This is a genomic window from Chloroflexota bacterium, assembly GCA_016219275.1.
Lineage (GTDB): Bacteria > Chloroflexota > Anaerolineae > UBA4142 > UBA4142 > JACRBM01.
Window position 1 is genome coordinate 13,581 of record JACRBM010000050.1, and the last position, 18,313, is coordinate 31,893.

The window sequence follows — 18,313 nt, forward strand, 5'->3', positions numbered from 1 at the left end:
TGCGAATTCAGAAATCCAAAATCGAAAATCGAAAATCAGTCCACGAAACCTTCTGGCTTGAAATAATGCACCTCGCGGTGCGGTTTGATCGCTTCGCTGAACGCATCGCGAAATAGATTACCGCTGACGTGCAACAATGTATCGGCGTAATCTGGGTCAATGCCCATCGAGCAGAGGCAGGGATAGTGATGATGCAACATGCCCGCCTGGTATTCCACATCGTCTAGCGTTACGCCGACGATGCCCTGCGCCACAAAGCGCATACACCCGCACGGCGCGTCGAGATCAACGTCTACGCGCGCAATCGTCTTGGCGTCTTCATCCACCGCGACGCGTACACGCGGCTTGCCAAAATATCGCGCGAACTCGGCGATGAGCGGCTGAGTGTACTCGACGCGTTGTCCGCGCAGACTAAAGGATTTTTCGGTAAGAGTGCAAAATGGTTTTGGGAAAACGCTGACAACGCCGACTTGTTTCATCCACTCGCGCAGTTGGTTCATCAGACCCTTTGGCAACCACTCGTTGCGGTCAATCGGCGCGATCATCGCTTTCGCGCCGGTCATTTGCGCGACATCGGGCAGCAGTTCGGCAACGCCGGAGGTTTCAGCGAGTGCGAGAATCAAATCGGCGGGCGGGAGTGATGCGGGCAAAAAATCGCGCGGGTCTTCAATGACAATGGGAAAGTGCGAGGGTGCAGTCCATTCATTTACCGTCCAATCTTTCGGACCGTACTCACGCACGTTGTGGGCGATTCGTCGCCCGTATTCGCCTGTCACGACAGCGAGTATCTTCATAGTGCAATAGTTCGTTAGTGCATTAGTGCGGCAGTTAGTGCGATAGTGCGGCAGTTTTCCAACTATCGCACTATCGCACTACCGCACTATCGCACTGCTTAGAACAACCCCAACACTTTACCGGTCTTCAAATCGAGATCAACATCATAGAACACCGGACGCGTCGGCAGACCTGGCATCGTTCGCATCGTGCCGCAGAGCGGATAGAGGAAACCCGCGCCAACACTCGCGCGAATGTCGCGCACCGGAATGCGGAAACCGGTCGGGCGACCTTTGAGCGCAACGTCGTGCGACAACGAGAGGTGCGTCTTCGCCATGCAGATCGGCAGTTTGTCGAAACCGAGTTTCGTGTACAGTTCGATCTTGGCTTCAGCTTCGGGCGTGTAATCAACGCCGTCCGCTCCGTACACTTTGGTCGCGATCGTTTCGATCTTTTGCTTGATGGACATATCGAGCGGATAGAGGAACTCAAAGTGATTCGACTTTTTTACCGCGTCCATCACCACTTCGCCCAGTTCCTTCGCGCCCTTGCCGCCGTTCATCCAGTGCGAGCACGCGACAGCTTGCGACCCGGCTTCTTCGACCAAACGTTTGATCAGCGCGACTTCGGCTTTCGTGTCGTACTTGAACGAGTTGATCGCGACGACGACCGGGACGCCAAACATCTTGGCGTTCTCGATATGCTTGAGCAAATTCGGCATACCCTTTTCGAGGAGCGCGAGATTTTCTTCGGTGTACGCTTTGTCGAGCGGGCGACCCGCGACGACCTTGGGTCCGCCGCCGTGCATCTTGAGCGCGCGCACCGTCGCGACCATGACGACCGCGTTTGGAATCAAGCCCGAGTAGCGGCACTTGATGTCCATGAATTTTTCCATGCCGATGTCCGCGCCAAAGCCGGATTCCGTCACGACGTAATCCGCGAGTTTTAGCGCGATCTGATCGGCGACGATGGACGAGTTGCCATGCGCGATATTCGCAAAGGGACCGGCGTGCACGAAGGCGGGCGTGCCCTCAAGCGTTTGCATCAAGTTGGGGAGCAACGCGTCTTTCATCAAGACCGTCATCGCGCCGGCGACGCCCAGGTCTTCGGCAGTCACCGCTTCGCCCTTGGAGTTGGTGCCGATGACGACGCGACCCAGGCGGTCGCGCATGTCCTCGATGCCGCTGGTCAAACCCAGGATCGCCATCACTTCGGACGCCACCGCGATGTCGTAACCGGTGATGCGTTCGTTGCCTTTTTCTTCATCGCCAAGACCGATCTGAATCTTGCGGATCAAGCGGTCGTTAATATCCACGACACGCATCCAGGTGATCGAGTTCGGGTCAATGTCGAGGCGGAACAAGCGGCGTTTATCTTCGGCGTTCAAGTCCGCGAGTTTGTTCGCGTTGATGCCGAGACGTTGCGCGCGTTTTTGAACTGCCAGCGGGAAATGACCATCGGGACAGATGGCGACGGCGAGTTTGTCGTCGTCAATCTTGGGATCGCGCTCGTGCAACATGCGCGCGTCGATTGCGGCGGCAAGCAGGTTGTTCGCCGCGCTGACCGCGTGAATATCGCCGGTCAGGTGCAGATTGAAATCTTCCATCGGGACGATCTGGGAATAGCCGCCGCCCGCCGCGCCGCCCTTGATGCCAAACGTGGGACCCATCGAGGGTTGACGGATGCAGGTGATGACGCTTTGTTTCAAATGCGCGCCAAGCGCCTGTGAGAGACCGACCGTTGTCGTAGTTTTACCTTCGCCGAGGGGGGTAGGCGTAATTGCGGTGACATCAATGTACTTGCCTTGCTTGCGTTTCTTGAGGCGTTCACGAACTTCGAGGTGGACTTTGGCTTTGTAATTGCCGTAGAGTTCAAGCTCTTTTTCTTTCAAACCGATTTCTTCCGCGACTTGAAGAATCGGTTTCATCTTGCATGCTTGGGCGATCTCAATGTCGCTCGGAACGGGATGCTTGACCTTGATTGCCATCGTTGGCTCTCCTCCTTCGTTGCACCTGCGCGGAAATGGAATAGCGGAGATTCGAGAATCTCCGCTGAAAGAATAACAACTAGCGGTCAAAATGAGGTCAAAAACATGTGCAACCTTTGTCCGAGTCTCAATTGGACATTCGTTTGTTCGTTTTTAGTGGTCAAGGTTTGGTCTTTCATAAAGTTCGTGTTAGAATACGGGCAATCTGACGAGGAGAAAAACCGATGACCGAGTTTGTCCCCCGCGCGCTCGCGACCGGCGTTGGCAGTTTGCCGCATCCGGATCCACGCACCGCGATTGATTTGGTGCTCAAAACGTTTCCGACGATTCCGTTCTGGCCCCAACTGCCGCGCCGCGATTTTCGTGAGAACATGTACGCGCAGTACAGCGATCATCTGCCGAGTGTGCAACTTGATCTGCCGCACGAGTGGATGGGCGCAGTCATCGGCGACGACAAACTGGCGCAGGTCGAAGAATTTTACGTGCGCTACCTGACCGACGACCTTGAACTGTTCGCGATGAGCGCAGATTATGCCGCCGGTCTCTACGCGCTGCGCGATTCGGCGAGCGCGCTGCGCGACACGGTGATGCTCAAAGGTCAGGTCACCGGTCCGATCAGTTTCGGCTTGAAGGTCGTTGACCAAACACTCAAGCCGATGTTGTACGATGAAGCATTACGCGACGTGCTGGTGAAACATCTCGCGCGCAAAGCCCAGTGGCAGGAAAAATTTTTGCAATCCGTGTTACAACCTTGCGAAGGTTCACGCTTCGCGCCTTCGCAAAGTTGCGATACCATCATTTTCATTGACGAACCTTCGCTCGCGCTCGTCGGCGCGTCGCTCGTCGCGCTCAATCGCGAGGAAGTCGTGCGCGATCTCGAAGAAGTTTTTTCCGCGTTGCAAGGATTGAAAGGGACGCACTGTTGCGGCAACACCGACTGGGGCATGTTGCTCGACACGTCTGTCAATGTGATTTCGTTCGACGCGTACACCTACGCCGAGAACCTCGCGCTCTTTGCCGACGAGGTGAAACACTTTTTGCATCGCGATGGCATTCTCGCCTGGGGCATCGTGCCGACCATCGCCGAACACATCGCGCGCGAAACGGCTGAATCGCTCGTCGCGCGGCTCGACGCGGCAATCGCGTTGCTCGTCAAAAAAGGAATTGACCGCGATACGCTCTACGCGCGCGCGCTCATCACCCCCGCGTGTGGACTTGGCACGATTTCAGAATCCGCCGCTGAACGCGCGCTCGAACTGACGCGTCAAGTTTCTGCACGTGTTCGTGAACGCGAGTGGAAGTTAGTTGAATCGTTGAATCGTTGAATTGTTGGGCAGTTGGCTGGTTGAGAGGTCGGATGATCCGGCGAATTGTGACGAACAAACTATGCAACGATCCAACGATCCAACCACCCAACTCTCCAACAAACCAGTTTTTGACCGTCCTTTGACTACCCTCTGACTTGCTCGTGATAATATCTGCAAAGCAAACAAGCGAAAGCGTTCGGTGCATCAACGGCGATGACTGACCGATCACTGAATCTAAATGTCCAAAGGATCGCGATGACCAAGCGAAAAATAGTTTTCAGCGCGATGATGGCGCTGGTCTTTTTGTTGTCCGCGCGCGCCGATGCATTCGCGCAAGACCCCAACCGTCTCACATCGCTCAATATCTCCATTTGGCCCGAGTACGACCGCCCGACCGTGCTCGTGATCCTGAACGGCGTCTTTGCGGATAAAGGCACCCTGCCCCGCGAAGTCTCGGTGCTCGTCCCGGCGAAAGCCGAAGTGATCGTGACCACCTACGTTAATCCCGACGGCAGACAAGCGCCGGAACAAGTTTCGCGCAGCACTGATCTGGGTGATGGCTTCAAGCGCGTCACGTTTACGGTAGCGACCGCGGAATACTGGGTCGAGTACTATGACGATTTGTTGCGCGGTACGCCGGACAAGACGATGGATTTTGCGCTCAAACTGGGTGCGCCCGCCGACCAAGTTGTGTTGGAAATTCAACAGCCCGCGCGCGCGACCAACTTCACTTCGACTCCGCCGACACAACTAACGCGCGTGGACCCCACCGATGGCTTGTCGTACTATGGCGCGCAGTTCGCGAACCTTGCCGCCGGGCAAAGCGTTAACGCGCAGATCAAATACACGCGGGCGGAAACTCGCTTGACCAAAGACATGCTCGCGGCAGCGCCGTCAGCGAGTAGCCCGGCGACCGCCGCGCCGCAACAACCCAGCGTTTGGCAAAACGCGTTTCTGGTTGCCGCCGCTGTCGTCCTGGGCTTGGTCGCGGTGTTCGGTGTTTTCATTTTGCGCCAGCGCCAAACCGCGCCGAATGCCGCGCGTCAAGCATCGCGGGTTCCGTCCAAAAAAGGGCGTCGCCCGCAACCGGCGAATGGAACCGCCGCCGCATTTTGTACCCAGTGCGGGCGCGCGTTGCGCGCGGAAGATAATTTCTGCCCGCGCTGTGGAAATAAACGTCGGAGCGTATGAGCGTTTTTCCGCAAGCCAAGCCGCGCGCCGAGCAGTTACTCTCGCAACGCGTCGGCGTGCTCAAGCAACTCATCCCGTTGCTGATCGTCGCCATCGTCATGTTCTACGAAATCACGTCGCATCTCATTTTTGAGACGCAGTCGCATCCCTTGATGGTGGCGTTCGAGATGATCGTGTTTGGCATTGGCGGACCGGCGTTCACCTGGGTCGTGTTGAACTGGGTCGCGCGCGAGATCGCGAAACGCGAGCGCGCCGAAGGCGAAGCGGATGCGAGCAACGCGATGATGCAAGAGATGCATCATCGCATCAAGAACAATTTGCAAACCGTCGCCGATTTGCTCTCGCTCGAAATGTCGCGCAACCCGCGCCCCGAAGTCCAGGAAAGTTTGCGCGACTCGATCACACGCATCAAAAGCATCGCGGCATCGCACCAAATGCTCTCGCTCGAAAGCGTAGGCGCAACGGACATCACCGCGCTCGCACAACTCATCGGCGACCAGGCGCGGCGCAGTATGGTGCGTCCCAATCAACACATTACCGTGAACGTGCAAGGTCCCAGCATCTTGCTCAATTCGAAACAGGCGACCGCGTTCTCGCTGGTGCTGAACGAACTGGTTTGCAACGCGATGGAACACGGCTTGCGCGACCGCACCGCGGGTCACATCGAAATCGAACTCGATTGGGATGGCGATGAAATTCTTCTGCGCGTGCAGGACGACGGCGCCGGCTTGCCGGAGGAATTCGATTTGGCAACCTCGCGCGGGCTGGGTCTGCAAATCGCGCGCACGCTCGTCGAAAAAGATTTGCGCGGCAGAATGGGCATTGCCAACGGCGAAGGTTGTACGACCGCGTGGGTCCGCATCCAACGCGGCGGCGCGTAGCACATACTTTAGTTGATACGAGGTGAATATGGAACCGCTCCGCATTTTGATTGCCGACGACGAAAGTCTGCGTGTGATGAGTCTCAAGGGTCAATTGGAATCGTTGGGACACAAGGTCATCGGCGAAGCCGGCAACGGCAAAGAAGCCGTTCATCTGGCGAACGAACTCAAGCCCGATCTCGCGATTCTCGACATCAAGATGCCTGAAATGGATGGCATCGAAGCCGCCGAGACGATCACGCGCGAACGCCCGATCCCGATCATCTTGCTCACCGCGTATAGCGAGCAAGAACTCGCCGAGCGCGCCGCTAGCGCGAACGTCGCGGCGTACTTGATGAAGCCGATCTCGGAGAACGATCTGTTGCCCGCGATTGCGCTCGCCGTGTCGCGTTTCAAGGAATTCCAATCCTTGCACCGCGAGGTGGACGATCTGCGCGACGCGCTCGAAACGCGCAAACTCGTCGAGCGCGCCAAGGGTATCTTGATGCGCCGACTGAATCTCACCGAAGAAGAAGCGTTCCGCCGGATGCAACGCCGCAGTCAAAACGAAAACAAGAAACTCGGCGAAATCGCGCAAGCGATTATCACTGCAGACGGAATGTTGTAGGAATTTTCGATTTTCGATTTTCGATTTGTGGTCGCGGCATTCTCGGCAATTTGAAATCGAAAATCCAAAATTCCCCCGGGGGCAATGTTGTGCTCGACGAAGATCAGGTCATTCAACTCATACGCGATGAATCGGTCTTGATTGATCGCGGCATTATTGGCGAACTGTACGAGACGGGTCTCAAGTTTTTGGGCATCGGGATTGGCGGTATTTTGTACACCGCCGGCAAAAAAGGCGGCGCGCGCGGCGCGCAGATGTTGAGCCAGCGTCTCACCATCCACGGCGAAGACCTGCTCGTCGCCGCGCTTCTCGCGTTCACCCAGGCGCATTGGGGCGTCGGCACGCTCGTGCGCGAGAACGGCAAAACGTGTATCGAAGTCCGCGACTCAGTGCTCGCGGCTTCCGTCCCGCGTCAAAAGAAACCGATCTGTCATCCGCTCGCCGGCTACATCGCCGGGTTTTGGGAAGAGGCGTGGCACAAATCCGCCAAGGTCAAAGAAACCCATTGCATCGCCGTCGGCGATCCATGTTGTGTGTTCGAGATCGAGTGACCTGGCACGATTGAACATAAAGAAAACCTCGGTTGATGAGTCATCATCAACCGAGGTTTCCATTTTGCAGGCAGGAGTTTGGTGGAGGGTCCGCCAGAAACCAGGTTTCTTTAAGAAACCGGTTTTTTGCGCCAGCCAGAGGTTTCTATTTTGCCATCGGCAATTTGCGATCCGCGATCTCTACGACGGTAGATGACACGCCTTGCACGTATCGTCCGCGCGTCCTGCGTGGTCCGCCGGGGGCTTGGGTCCCACACCGGCTTGATGGCACGCCAAGCAAATGACGCGCCCCGCGTGATCGGCAGGTTGTTTCTTGATGCCGCCTGCCGCCGGTTGCGCTGATTGGGACGCGGATGGTGTCGCGGTCGCATCCCCAGGTCCGGCAGCTTTATGACAGGTCAAGCAATTGTTGTTGGTGAAGCCAAAATCCTTGTGGAACTGTGTGATCTGTGGAATGCTGGCAGTCCCAGTCCCGTGACATCCCAGGCATTGCGTCCGCCCCGCGGTACTGTGCGGAATTTTTGGTGGACCGCCCGACGCCGCGCCGGGCACAGGAGTTGTTACCGCAACGGCTACCGCGGGCTTGTGGCAACCCAGGCAAGTCGAATTCGGACGATTGGTGTGATCCACCGGATAGGGAAACGCCAGAGCATTCGGCGCGTGACAAATTTGACAATCCGGATTCCCACCAACCGGATGCGGAACCGTTCGCGGCGTCGAGCCAGGCGCAGAGACCGGGCGAATCGGCGCTTTGACGATTTCGGCGAGCTTGGGCGCGTTCAGACCGGCAAACTTCCATTCGATACCGTGACACGCGCTATTCGAACAGAAGGACGTGTTGTCTTTGCCGCCGGCGTTGTTCGTATCGTGACACACCTGGCATGAGGTGTTGAATTGCGTACGATGCTCGGCGAGCCAGGTCGTCGTCTTGTGCGATGGCGGTTCATCCGTGCGCGAGAGAGACAAAAGCGCCGCGCCGCCATTAGCCGTCGTCACTTCGGGAATCGCATGACAGACATTGCATTCGAGTCGAATGGATTCTTTGCGGTCGGGCGTAAAGTGTTTGCCGTCGTGACAGCGAAAACAGCCGGGCCAATCCTTGTGTCCGACGTTATCTGGATGCGTCGTCCAGTCCAGTTCTTGATCGCGATAATAAATCTTCGGATACAAGTCCTGGAGATACTTGATGGTTTTCTGAATCGTCGCATTGTTCCGCGTATAGTAGGCGGAATAATTCTGTTTGTAGAATTGATCGAGATTGCCAATCGCTTGCTTGGCTTCGGCGTCAGTTTTATAGTGCGGGGTCAGGACTTCGATGCCCTTTTTCTTGATTTCCGGAATCGCTTCGTCAACGAGTTTGTTCTGCAATGCCGCATCCACCGCTTGATCCGGCGACATGAATGTGTGCGAAACGCGATTGTGGCAATCAATGCAATCCATTAGTCGCGTGGGCAAACCGGCGAGCTGACTAGCGGTCATGGTTTTTTCGATGTCGGTGTAGATCGTCTTGGTTCCATCCGCATTCGTAACGGAAATCCAGGGAATCTCCTGTTGCAACTTGTCGGTGTACTTGAACTCGATGATATTTTCGATGTGCCAGTGGATGCCGCGTCCCAGCCCGGTGCGCGCGGAACCACCGCCCGTTTTCATCACGAGTGTCGTGGCGACCTGGGTATTCTTCTCGTTCGTCTGGTAATCCGCGAGCGTGATGACCTTGTCCCAGGAAAATTTTTCGGGCCAATGACATTTCTCGCACGATTCGCGCGCCGGCTGCAAACCCTTGGCGTGGATCGGATATTCATAATTGCCGGTCAAATACGCCCACACGAATTGGGCATCCACCGCTTTGCGCGTAAATGCCACGCCGATAAAGGTGCGTCCGATATGACATTCGGTGCATTGAACCCGCGCGTGAGGAGAGCGTTGATAGGAATCATAGTGCGGCGGCATCGTGTGGCACTGGGTGCCGCAAAAAGCGGCGCTGTTCGTATAATCCCACGCGTACGAAGCGCCCAGAAAGAGGATGAATAAAACGACGAGTGTAACAAACCCCAGGAACCACTGTCGAGGTTTGATCGAGCGAATCCCTTGCCAGAATTTGCGTAGGAAGGACATTGTTTCCCTCGCCTCCTTGAAAGAGAAATTAAAAAGCCAATCGTCGCTTACGTGTAACGTCGAAAGGCAATCCGTCACCTTCCGTAACGCATTTCAACAGCAGCTTCACTGTCAACGATAAGTCATGCTTATCGCCGATTATAAAGAAACTAGGTCAAAATAGGGTCAAATCTTTGTTCGAGTTACGTAAGAGCAACGACGCGCCATTCGCGCTTTGATTATTCGCTCTTCAACAACCGAGACGAGTTCACAAAGACCGCGACGTCGGGAAACGATTGCGCTGCCGCCGCCATCACCGGCGTCAACACGCCGAGCGAGGCGAGCGACAAGCCCACAACGTTGAACAACAAACCGAACGCGATGTTTTGTTGAATCGTGCGAAACGTCCGGCGCGCCAATCGAATCGCGACGGGGATGTGCGCCCAGTCATCCGTCATCAGCGCGACGTGCGCCGCGTCCATCGCGACGTCGGTTCCCGCCACGCCCATCGCGATGCCGACATCCGCTTGCGCGAGCGCGGGCGCATCGTTGATTCCATCGCCGATCATCGCGACGCGATGTCCGGCAGATTGGAGTTCGCGCACGAACGCGATTTTGTCTTCGGGCAACATCTCGGCGCGATACTCGACCCCCAGTTGTTGCGCGAGCGCCGCCGCGACGCGCGCATTATCGCCGGTGAGCAAGATCATCCGGTGAATGCCGATGCGCCGGAGTTCCTCCATCGCTTGCGGCGCCTCTTCGCGCACCACATCCGCCACCGCGATCAAACCGCTGACGTGATGATTGTCGGACAGAACCATCACCGTCTTGCCGGCGCGTTCCAATTCGTCCGCGCGTTGCGCGAGCGCGTCGTCGAGCGCGATCCCCTGCTCATCCATGAGTCGGCGATTGCCAAACGTAATCGCGTGACTGTTCCAGCGCGCAACGACACCTTGCCCCGCCATCACCTCGAACGATTCGGGCGATTCAATCGCGATGCCGCGCGCGTTCGCCTCGTCCAAAATCGCGGACGCGAGCGGATGCTCGGAGAATTTTTCCGCGCTCGCGGCAAGCCGGAGAATTTTCGATTTCTGAATTTCGATTTTCGATTTATCCAAATCCGCGATCTGCCATCTGCCCTCTGCCATCTCCACGTCGGTAACTTTCGGTCGTCCAAACGTCAACGTGCCGGTCTTGTCCATCACCAACGTGTCCACACGCGCCAACGCTTCGAGATACAAACCACCTTTGATGAGAATGCCGCGACTCGCCGCGCGACCGACGCCCGCAACGACGGCAAGCGGAGTCGCCAACGCAATCGCGCACGGACACGCGACGAGAAGGACGGCAATCGCGTTTACCGGATTGCGCGTGATGAGAAAAGTAAGGAACGCAACGCCAAGGACGACGGGCAAATAAATCATGCTGTATCGGTCGGCGAATTTTTGGACTGGCGCTTTGGCGGCTTCGGCTTCTTCGACCAAGCGAACGATCTTGCCGAGCATCGAATCGCGCCCGACGCGCGTCACGCGCACCTGGAGCGCGCCGCGTTGATTGATACTCGCGGCGTACACGCCATCCCCGGCGCGCTTGTCCACCGGCAACGATTCGCCGGTGATGGGCGATTGGTCCACCGCGCTCGCACCGACAATCACTTGCCCGTCCGCCGGCAAACGTTCGCCCGGTCGCACGACGATCACATCGCCGACGGTTAACGCTTCAATCGGCATTTCGATTTCCGCGCCGTCGCGCAACACGCGCGCGGTCTTTGGCGCGAGCGCGACCAAGTGTCGAATCGCCGCACGCGATTTTTCGGTCGTGAAGTGTTCGAGGAAATGCGCGACGCTCATAAAGAACACGATGAGCGCGGCGGAGAGAAATTCCCCGATCACGCACGCCGCGCCAATCGCGATGCTCATCAACAAATCCGCGTTGATCTGCCGCGCGCGGACACCGGCGAGCGCACTGCGAAAAATCGGCAAACCGCCGACGAGTACCGCCAGCCCGAACACCGGCGTGGGAATCTGTTCGACAATGCGATTGAACAGACCCAGCCGCTCGACCAGCAAACTCGCGAGCGCCAACACCGCGACGACCGCGACAAACGCAAAGCGCGCCGCGCCGGCAAGTTCGCCGATCTTTTGTCGCGCCTCGACCTGCCGCGTCGCATTCGGCGACTCGACGCGATAACCCAGTTCCTCAATCGCGCGAACGAACGCGGCGGGTTCCGCACGCTCCGAATCGAACGAGACCACGCCGCGTTCCGCCGTCAAGAACACCTTGACCGAAGCAACGCCGGCAATCTTGCCGATGCGTTCTTCGACGTGCACCGCACATTCCGCACAATCCATTCCGCGAATGGCTAGTTCCACTGTTTCTGTCATTGGCTAAATCCTCACGAAAAATTTCAAGGACGCGTGTGCTGGAGGTGATCGAGCACTTGCGTCAATAACTCGCTGGCATGTTCATCCTCGACAGTATAAAACGCCAGGCGTCCTTCTTTGCGATACTTGACCAGACCCAGGTGACGAAGCACCCGCAGTTGATGCGATACCGCGGAGACCGTCATCTCTAACAGCGCGGCAAGGTCGCACACGCACAGCTCGGCTTGCGCCAACGCGGCGATGATCCGCACGCGCGTCGGATCGCCCAGCGCGGCGAAGATTTCCGCGGCTTGCATGACGCGGTCTATTGCCGGCATGTGTTTGCCCGCGCGCTTGACCTGCGCGGTACTCACGTACAGCACGTCGCAGACATCGGCTCGTTTACGCATCGTCACCTAGATAGTTGAATGATTGCTCAAGTGTTTCTACTATACCATTCCCGTTCAAACTTGTCAATGCTCCCACCACGGATGTCGCGATGACAATCGGGGCTTGACTCTATGAAAATTGCCTCCAGTGCGCGATTGGAATATACTCGCAAGCATTGAACAGTAAACCACAGCGAGGAACCATGAGCACAAACGACTATGTTCACGGGTATTCTGGGCGAGAAAGCGACCGTTTGCTCGACCAAGCGAACACACTCGCCGAATTATTGCATCACGACACAATCTATCCGGCAGATAGCCAAGTGTTGGAAGCCGGCTGTGGGGTCGGCGCGCAAACGATTATCCTGGCTCAGCAGAGTCCTCAGGCGCATTTCACATCGGTTGATGTTTCGCCCGAGTCCGTCGAAACAGCGCGGGCACGCGTCGCGCAACAAGGTTTGACAAATGTCACCTTTCGTACGGAAGATATTTTCGATCTCCCATTTGATGCAAACAGTTTTGATCACATCTTTGTTTGCTTTGTGTTGGAACATCTGCGGCAACCGCTCGAAGCGTTGGCGCGATTGAAGGTTGTCGTGAAACCTGGGGGGACGCTCACCGTCATCGAAGGCGATCATGCGTCCGCCTATTTTTATCCAGAGAGTCCATTCGCGCAGCAAACGATTGATTGTTTGGTCAAGATTCAAGCGAGCATGGGCGGCAATGCGTTGATCGGCAGACAACTCTATCCCTTGCTCAAACGCGCGGGATTCAAAAACATTCGCGTCACGCCGCGCCAGGTCTATGCCGATTCGAGCAGACCCGAATGGGTTGAAGGATTTACCAAGAATACATTCACCGCGATGGTCAATGGCGCACGAGAGCAGGCGCTCAAACAGGGATTGCTCGATCTTGAGACCTGGGAACGCGGCATCGCCGATTTGCACGCGACCGCCGGCGAAGATGGAACGTTCAGCTACACCTTTTTCAAAGGCGTCGCGGTCAAGTAGCGTATTGGCGAACGACCTCGCGCCACCGATTCATCGTTTAGAGCGAATTCCTATTGCGTTTACGGGAGACCTGTCAGGTTTTTAGAAACCTGATAGGTCTTGAATGCGTCATATCACCATAAATCAGAGCGGAATCCGCTCCAAGGGGAACATCCATGCAAATCGCGCCGTTCAAACTCGAACGCTATTTTGCCGAGTACGAATTCAAGGCACAGTACCTGCTCTGCCCATCCGATTGCGAGAGTTTATCTCTGCTCGAACTGCTTCAGATGGCGGACCCGGATGGTCTCGCGTTGTGGGAAAACCTGGGTCTGGGGTACACCGAAACGCCGGGACATCCACTCTTGCGCGCTGAGGTTGCGCGGATGTACGAAACGATGACGCCGGACGATGTGCTGATCGCCGCGCCGGAAGAAGCGATTTTTATCGCGATGCACACCTTGCTCAAGCCGGGCGATCATGTCGTCGCGATTTCTCCGGCGTACCAATCGCTGTCCGAAATCGCGCACGCCATCGGTGGCGATGTCACGCCTTGGTCATTTGAATTGCGCGATAACCACTGGCAGCTCGACCTCGATCAGTTGGCGCGCTTGCTCACCGAGCGCACTCGCTTGATCGTCCTCAACTTTCCGCACAATCCCACCGGCTATTTGCCGACACGCGACGAGCTGGACACGATGGTGGATTTGGCGCGGCAACGTGGCGCGCACATTTTCAGCGACGAAATGTACCGCTTGCTCGAATACGATCCGGCGCGCCGCTTGCCGGCGATGTGCGATCTGTACGAGAAAGGCATTTCATTGTCCGGCTTGTCCAAGACCTTCGCGCTGCCCGGTCTCCGCATCGGCTGGCTCGCCACGCGCGAGCGCGCGATTCTGGACGCGTGTCAACGTTTCAAGGATTACACGACGATCTGCAACAGCGCGCCAAGCGAAATTCTGGGCATCATCGCGCTACGCGCCAAAGAAAAAATCATCGCGCGCAATCTCACCATCATTCACAATAATCTAGAAATCGCCGCACAGTTTTTCGCCGAGCACGCGAATCGCTTTACCTGGCTCAAGCCGCACGCCGGTTCCGTTGCGTTTCCGCGCTGGATTGGCGGAACGTCGGTCGAACAATTTTGTGCAGACATGCGCGAACGACAAAGTGTGATGATCGTCCCAGGAAGCATTTTTGATTTTCCCGGCGATCATTTTCGGGTGGGATTGGGACGGAGAAATTTCGTGGAGGCGATTGAGCGGGTAGCAGAGTATTTGCAAATGTGGTAAAAGAGATCGCGCTTCAATCAGCCAGACCTCTCGTTTTCATTTCGCAACCTTCGTGCACCTTGAGCAAAGTCGAAGGGTCGCGTTATTCGCGTTCCAAACTTTCCGCCACCAACTCCGCAATATCCTTGCGCGCGATCTTTTCGTCCACGCTCAACGCCTTCGCGCCATCGTCGAGCATCGTCATGCAGAACGGACACGCGGACACGACCGTTTGCGCGTTCACTGCAATCACATACTCGACGCGTTTGTTGTTGATGTGCGTCCCAGTGTTTTCTTCAAGCCACATCTGTCCGCCGCCACAACACAAACCGTTAGGTTTTGCCGTTTTTTGAATTTTGATGTGTGTGTGTGTTATAATTGATCCATGTCTACGCCAGTTCTAGCCACCAAACTTTATATCCCCCCACCGCGTCCTAAAGTTGTCCTCCGCCCCCGCTTGATCGAGCGGCTGAACGCAGGTCTCTCTTCGGGTTGCAAGTTGACCCTCATCTCGGCTCCTGCCGGTTTTGGCAAAACCGCGTTGGTCAGCGAATGGGTCGCCGGTTGCGAGCGACCAGTCGCTTGGTTGTCGCTGGACGAAGGGGATAGCGACTCCACACGCTTTCTGACTTACTTGATCGTTGCTTTGCAGACGATTATGGCGAACATTGGAGCAGGGGTGTTGGGTGTGCTCCAAGCCCCTCAACCGCCATCCATCGAAGCGAATCTGACGGCTCTGCTCAATGAAATCACGACCATTCCCCGTGCCGGCAATTTCATCCTCGTCCTTGATGACTACCATGCGATTGATGCCAAATCGATTGACAATGCCCTCATCTTTCTGATTGAGCACTTGCCACCACAGATGCACCTGGTGATTGCCACGCGTGAGGATCCACATCTACCCCTGGCTCGATTACGCGCCCGGGACCAATTGATCGAACTGCGCGCCGCCGACTTGCGTTTTACTTCCATCGAAGCCGCAGGATTTCTCAACCAGGTGATGGGATTAAGTCTCTCGGCAGAAAACATCGCCGCACTGGAAACCCGCACCGAAGGATGGATCGCTGGGTTGCAACTCGCCGCGCTTTCAATGCAGGGACATCAAGACACGACCGGCTTTATCAAGTCGTTCACCGGCAGTCATCGTTTCGTCCTGGATTATTTGCTCGCCGAAGTTCTGCAACGACAATCCGAAAGCGTTCAATTTTTTTTGCTACGCACTTCTATTCTCGACCGGATTTGTGGTTCTCTGTGTGATGCCGTTCTGCGCGACTCGGCTGTTGCCGGGCAAGCCACTCTGGAATATCTTGAGCGCGCCAACTTGTTCATTGTCCCGCTGGATAACGAACGGCATTGGTACCGCTATCATCATCTCTTTGGAGATTTGTTGCGGAAACGGCTGGGATCAAGTCTCGCCCCTGAAGGAAACGCCGAACTGCATATTCGTGCCAGTGAATGGTATGAAAACAACGGACTGGCGTTTGAAGCCTTTCGTCATGCAACTGCCGCCAAGGATGTCGAGCGCGCAACGAGATTGATTGAGGGTGAACGGATGCCGCTTCACTTTCCCGGCGCGGTGAACACAATTTTGGATTGGCTGAATGCACTGCCCAGGCAAGTATTGGATGCAAGACCCGCGTTGTGGTGGCGTTCTGCCGCATTGTCATTGATTGTTGGAATCACCACCGGCGTTCAAGAAAAGTTGCAATCTGCCGAGAACGGATTGCAAGGCGCGGAGCCGACGGACAAGACGCGCAACCTTATCGGGCGGATTGCCACCGCGCGCGCGACGTTAGCGCTGACGCGTTACGAGACTGAAACCATTCTCGTCCAGTCAAAGCGCGCGTTGGAATATCTTGATGCGGACAATTTGTCGGATCGCACTTCGGCGTACTGGACACAGAGTATCGCTTATTTTTTTCAAGGCGAGCGCGCCGCCGCCCGCGACGCGGTGAATAACGCCTTGACGCTCGCACAAGCATCGGCGAGTAACTTTGCGCTACTCTTGGCGACAAGCACTTTAGCCACGCTACAAGAGATCGAAAACGAACTCGCGCGCGCGGCGGAAACGTATCGGCGCGCGCTCCAGCTTGCCGGGAATCCTCCGCTCGCATTCGCTTCTGGCGCGCATCTTGGGCTGGCGCACATTTTTTACGAATGGAACGATTTGGACGCGGCGCAACATCACGGAGAAAACAGTCTCAACCTGGCGCGGCAGTATGACCGGGTGATTGACCGTTTTATTATCAGCCAAGTCTTCCTAGCCCGCTTGAAACTGGCTCAAGGCGATGTGGATGGTGCGGCGGCAATGTTGGCGCAGTCCGAACAATCTGCGCGCCAGGAAAACTTTCTCCTGCGCCTGCCGGAAATCGCTACCGCGCAGGTGCCGGTTCTGCTTCGCCAGGGTCAGGTTGCCACAGCCGCTCAACTGGCTCTGCAATATGAACTCCCGCTCAGCCAGGTACGCGTGCTCATCGCCCAGAACGACCCATCCGCCGCGTTAGCAGTGCTGGAACCATTTCGCCAAAAAATGGAAGCAAAAGGTTGGGCAGATGAACGACTCAGGGCAATGGTGTTGCAGGCGATCGCTCTGTATGCACACGGCGAAAAGGACAAGGCGATGCAAGTTCTGGGCGACGCGCTGGCACTGGCTGAGCCGGGCGGTTTGATTCGTCTCTTTGTGGATGAAGGCGAGCCGATGCGATTGATGATTTTAGATTTTCGAATTTGTATTGAAAAACAATCGCGCGGCGGAGACAATAAACAGGTTGATTACATAGAAAAACTCTTGTCAGCGTTTCCACAACCTGAATCGAAAATCGAAAATCGAAAATCGAAAATTCTTGTAGAGCCATTAAGCGCGCGCGAGTTAGAAGTACTAAAACTGATCGCGCAAGGGCTTTCGAATCGCGAGATTAGCGAGCGACTGTTCCTCGCCTTGAGTACAATCAAAGGGCACAGCCGCATCATCTTCGACAAGCTCCAAGTTCGCAATCGCACCGAAGCGGTCGCGCGCGGACGCGCGCTGGGTCTCTTGTAAGGGCAAGCATTTTTTTCGCCTGAACTGCGGCGAAAAAAATGCTTCGCCCATCCCCCAAAACAATACCTCCGAACAATACTTTAGTATCTACCCATCAATACCGTCGAGCAGATATATTGGCTGTGCATTGAACAAATGGCACAGCCAATTTTGTGTCGCCGAAGGGAGATCAAAATGAAAAAAGTTTGTATCGTAGGTGCTTCTGGAAAACTTGGGCAGTACATGGTGCAACACGCGCTTGACCGGGGCTATGAGGTAGTTGGTGTGTGTCGCGAACGCAGTGTGAGCAAGCTCGACACATTCAAAGCGCGCATTACGATCATTCCCGGCGCGACGAACGACCGCGCGGTGATCAAGCAAGCAGTCGCCGGGTGTGATGGAGTGCTCACGGTGCTGGTGCCGTGGGGCAATCAGCATTACTCGACCGGGACCGCGCAAGCCGTACTCGATTACGCACAACCTGGCGCGCGCCTCATTTTTTCTTGCGGCTGGCACATCACACGCGATGGCAAAGACGTGTACCCGCCATCGTTAAAAAGAGAGGAAAAGATCGCCCGCTGGCTCACACGGATTGTTCCCTTCATTGATCTTGATGATCAGGTAGAAGCGTGCCGGCGGATTTTTGCCAGCGACACCCGGTGGACGGTCGTGCGTGGGAGCGACCTTGAAGAGGGCGTGAGCCAGGGATTGCCGGTGTGGAGCAAGCATGTGGGCGATCCAATTCTTGCGAGCAACATGACGCGCCGCGTGGACTATGCGCTGTTCATGGTAGATGCGCTTGAGAATGACGAACTCGTTCACCAAGCGCCGGCAATCGTCGGTTGCCAAACTCCTTCGGCGCGCGCTGTACAAACGCACGCCTAAGA

At 56.2% G+C, this 18,313-nt stretch carries 15 protein-coding genes; 9 read left to right on the forward strand and 6 right to left on the reverse strand.

From position 1 onward, the window contains the following. Positions 1–35: 35 nt before the first annotated feature. Both HY868_12680 and HY868_12685 read right to left on the reverse strand, forming a co-directional pair. Complete coding sequence (locus HY868_12680; GenBank protein ID MBI5302985.1) at positions 36–794, reverse strand: hypothetical protein; 759 nt, start codon at positions 792–794, stop codon at positions 36–38. A gap of 98 nt (positions 795–892) precedes the next feature. After that, positions 893–2,761 carry a formate--tetrahydrofolate ligase gene (locus tag HY868_12685; protein ID MBI5302986.1) on the reverse strand — a complete coding sequence of 623 codons (1,869 nt, stop codon included), beginning with the start codon at positions 2,759–2,761 and terminating at the stop codon, positions 893–895. A gap of 224 nt (positions 2,762–2,985) precedes the next feature. Here HY868_12685 and HY868_12690 point away from each other — a divergent pair, with 224 nt between their 5' ends. The 5 genes from HY868_12690 to HY868_12710 all read left to right on the forward strand — a co-directional run bounded on the left by HY868_12690 (position 2,986) and on the right by HY868_12710 (position 7,298). Further along, the gene (locus HY868_12690) at positions 2,986–4,086 is read left to right on the forward strand and encodes a methionine synthase (protein MBI5302987.1); all 1,101 of its coding nucleotides are present in this window, start codon (positions 2,986–2,988) and stop codon (positions 4,084–4,086) included. Positions 4,087–4,323: 237 nt separating this feature from the next. Then, a complete protein-coding gene (locus HY868_12695) occupies positions 4,324–5,259 on the forward strand; it encodes a zinc ribbon domain-containing protein (GenBank protein MBI5302988.1) in 936 nt (311 codons plus the stop codon). Next, positions 5,256–6,140, forward strand: a complete 885-nt coding sequence (locus tag HY868_12700) for a sensor histidine kinase (protein MBI5302989.1) — start codon at positions 5,256–5,258, stop codon at positions 6,138–6,140. Before HY868_12695 ends, HY868_12700 begins: the two co-directional genes overlap by 4 nt. Before the next feature lie 28 nt (positions 6,141–6,168). Continuing rightward, positions 6,169–6,747, forward strand: a complete 579-nt coding sequence (locus tag HY868_12705) for a response regulator (protein MBI5302990.1) — start codon at positions 6,169–6,171, stop codon at positions 6,745–6,747. Between the two features lie 89 nt (positions 6,748–6,836). Beyond that, on the forward strand, positions 6,837–7,298 hold the full coding sequence (locus HY868_12710) for a hypothetical protein (protein ID MBI5302991.1): 462 nt from the start codon (positions 6,837–6,839) through the stop codon (positions 7,296–7,298). Between the two features lie 180 nt (positions 7,299–7,478). Here HY868_12710 and HY868_12715 read toward each other — a convergent pair whose 3' ends face one another. The 3 genes from HY868_12715 to HY868_12725 form a co-directional block, all read right to left on the reverse strand. Further along, complete coding sequence (locus HY868_12715; protein ID MBI5302992.1) at positions 7,479–9,413, reverse strand: NapC/NirT family cytochrome c; 1,935 nt, start codon at positions 9,411–9,413, stop codon at positions 7,479–7,481. Positions 9,414–9,631: 218 nt separating this feature from the next. Continuing rightward, entirely contained in the window at positions 9,632–11,776 is a 2,145-nt protein-coding gene (locus HY868_12720) for a cation-translocating P-type ATPase (GenBank protein MBI5302993.1), read from the reverse strand. A gap of 23 nt (positions 11,777–11,799) precedes the next feature. Beyond that, a complete protein-coding gene (locus HY868_12725; protein ID MBI5302994.1) occupies positions 11,800–12,165 on the reverse strand; it encodes a helix-turn-helix transcriptional regulator in 366 nt (121 codons plus the stop codon). Positions 12,166–12,347: 182 nt separating this feature from the next. Here HY868_12725 and HY868_12730 point away from each other — a divergent pair, with 182 nt between their 5' ends. Together HY868_12730 and HY868_12735 are read left to right on the forward strand one after the other, a co-directional pair. Further along, the gene (locus HY868_12730) at positions 12,348–13,154 is read left to right on the forward strand and encodes a methyltransferase domain-containing protein (protein MBI5302995.1); all 807 of its coding nucleotides are present in this window, start codon (positions 12,348–12,350) and stop codon (positions 13,152–13,154) included. Positions 13,155–13,309: 155 nt separating this feature from the next. Continuing rightward, a complete protein-coding gene (locus HY868_12735) occupies positions 13,310–14,425 on the forward strand; it encodes an aminotransferase class I/II-fold pyridoxal phosphate-dependent enzyme (protein ID MBI5302996.1) in 1,116 nt (371 codons plus the stop codon). 82 nt (positions 14,426–14,507) lie between these two features. On the opposite strand, the gene HY868_12740 is transcribed toward HY868_12735, so the two are convergent. After that, on the reverse strand, positions 14,508–14,711 hold the full coding sequence (locus HY868_12740) for a (Fe-S)-binding protein (protein ID MBI5302997.1): 204 nt from the start codon (positions 14,709–14,711) through the stop codon (positions 14,508–14,510). Positions 14,712–14,789: 78 nt separating this feature from the next. On the opposite strand from HY868_12740, the gene HY868_12745 reads away from it, so the two are divergent. Beyond that, positions 14,790–17,447 (forward strand): LuxR family transcriptional regulator, encoded by a 2,658-nt coding sequence (locus tag HY868_12745; protein MBI5302998.1) that lies wholly within the window; start codon positions 14,790–14,792, stop codon positions 17,445–17,447. Between the two features lie 174 nt (positions 17,448–17,621). Next, complete coding sequence (locus HY868_12750; protein ID MBI5302999.1) at positions 17,622–18,311, forward strand: NAD(P)H-binding protein; 690 nt, start codon at positions 17,622–17,624, stop codon at positions 18,309–18,311. Positions 18,312–18,313 lie beyond the last annotated feature (2 nt).

What these genes read in the sequence shown, in the direction of transcription:
- HY868_12745 (MBI5302998.1), top strand. Translation starts at nt 14,790, where the DNA reads ATGTCTACGCCAGTTCTAGCCACCAAACTTTATATCCCCCCACCGCGT.
- HY868_12740 (MBI5302997.1), bottom strand. Translation starts at nt 14,711, where the DNA reads ATGTGGCTTGAAGAAAACACTGGGACGCACATCAACAACAAACGCGTC.
- HY868_12695 (MBI5302988.1), top strand. Translation starts at nt 4,324, where the DNA reads ATGACCAAGCGAAAAATAGTTTTCAGCGCGATGATGGCGCTGGTCTTT.
- HY868_12735 (MBI5302996.1), top strand. Translation starts at nt 13,310, where the DNA reads ATGCAAATCGCGCCGTTCAAACTCGAACGCTATTTTGCCGAGTACGAA.
- HY868_12715 (MBI5302992.1), bottom strand. Translation starts at nt 9,413, where the DNA reads ATGTCCTTCCTACGCAAATTCTGGCAAGGGATTCGCTCGATCAAACCT.
- HY868_12705 (MBI5302990.1), top strand. Translation starts at nt 6,169, where the DNA reads ATGGAACCGCTCCGCATTTTGATTGCCGACGACGAAAGTCTGCGTGTG.
- HY868_12680 (MBI5302985.1), bottom strand. Translation starts at nt 794, where the DNA reads ATGAAGATACTCGCTGTCGTGACAGGCGAATACGGGCGACGAATCGCC.
- HY868_12685 (MBI5302986.1), bottom strand. Translation starts at nt 2,761, where the DNA reads ATGGCAATCAAGGTCAAGCATCCCGTTCCGAGCGACATTGAGATCGCC.
- HY868_12690 (MBI5302987.1), top strand. Translation starts at nt 2,986, where the DNA reads ATGACCGAGTTTGTCCCCCGCGCGCTCGCGACCGGCGTTGGCAGTTTG.
- HY868_12700 (MBI5302989.1), top strand. Translation starts at nt 5,256, where the DNA reads ATGAGCGTTTTTCCGCAAGCCAAGCCGCGCGCCGAGCAGTTACTCTCG.
- HY868_12750 (MBI5302999.1), top strand. Translation starts at nt 17,622, where the DNA reads ATGAAAAAAGTTTGTATCGTAGGTGCTTCTGGAAAACTTGGGCAGTAC.
- HY868_12730 (MBI5302995.1), top strand. Translation starts at nt 12,348, where the DNA reads ATGAGCACAAACGACTATGTTCACGGGTATTCTGGGCGAGAAAGCGAC.
- HY868_12725 (MBI5302994.1), bottom strand. Translation starts at nt 12,165, where the DNA reads ATGCGTAAACGAGCCGATGTCTGCGACGTGCTGTACGTGAGTACCGCG.
- HY868_12720 (MBI5302993.1), bottom strand. Translation starts at nt 11,776, where the DNA reads ATGACAGAAACAGTGGAACTAGCCATTCGCGGAATGGATTGTGCGGAA.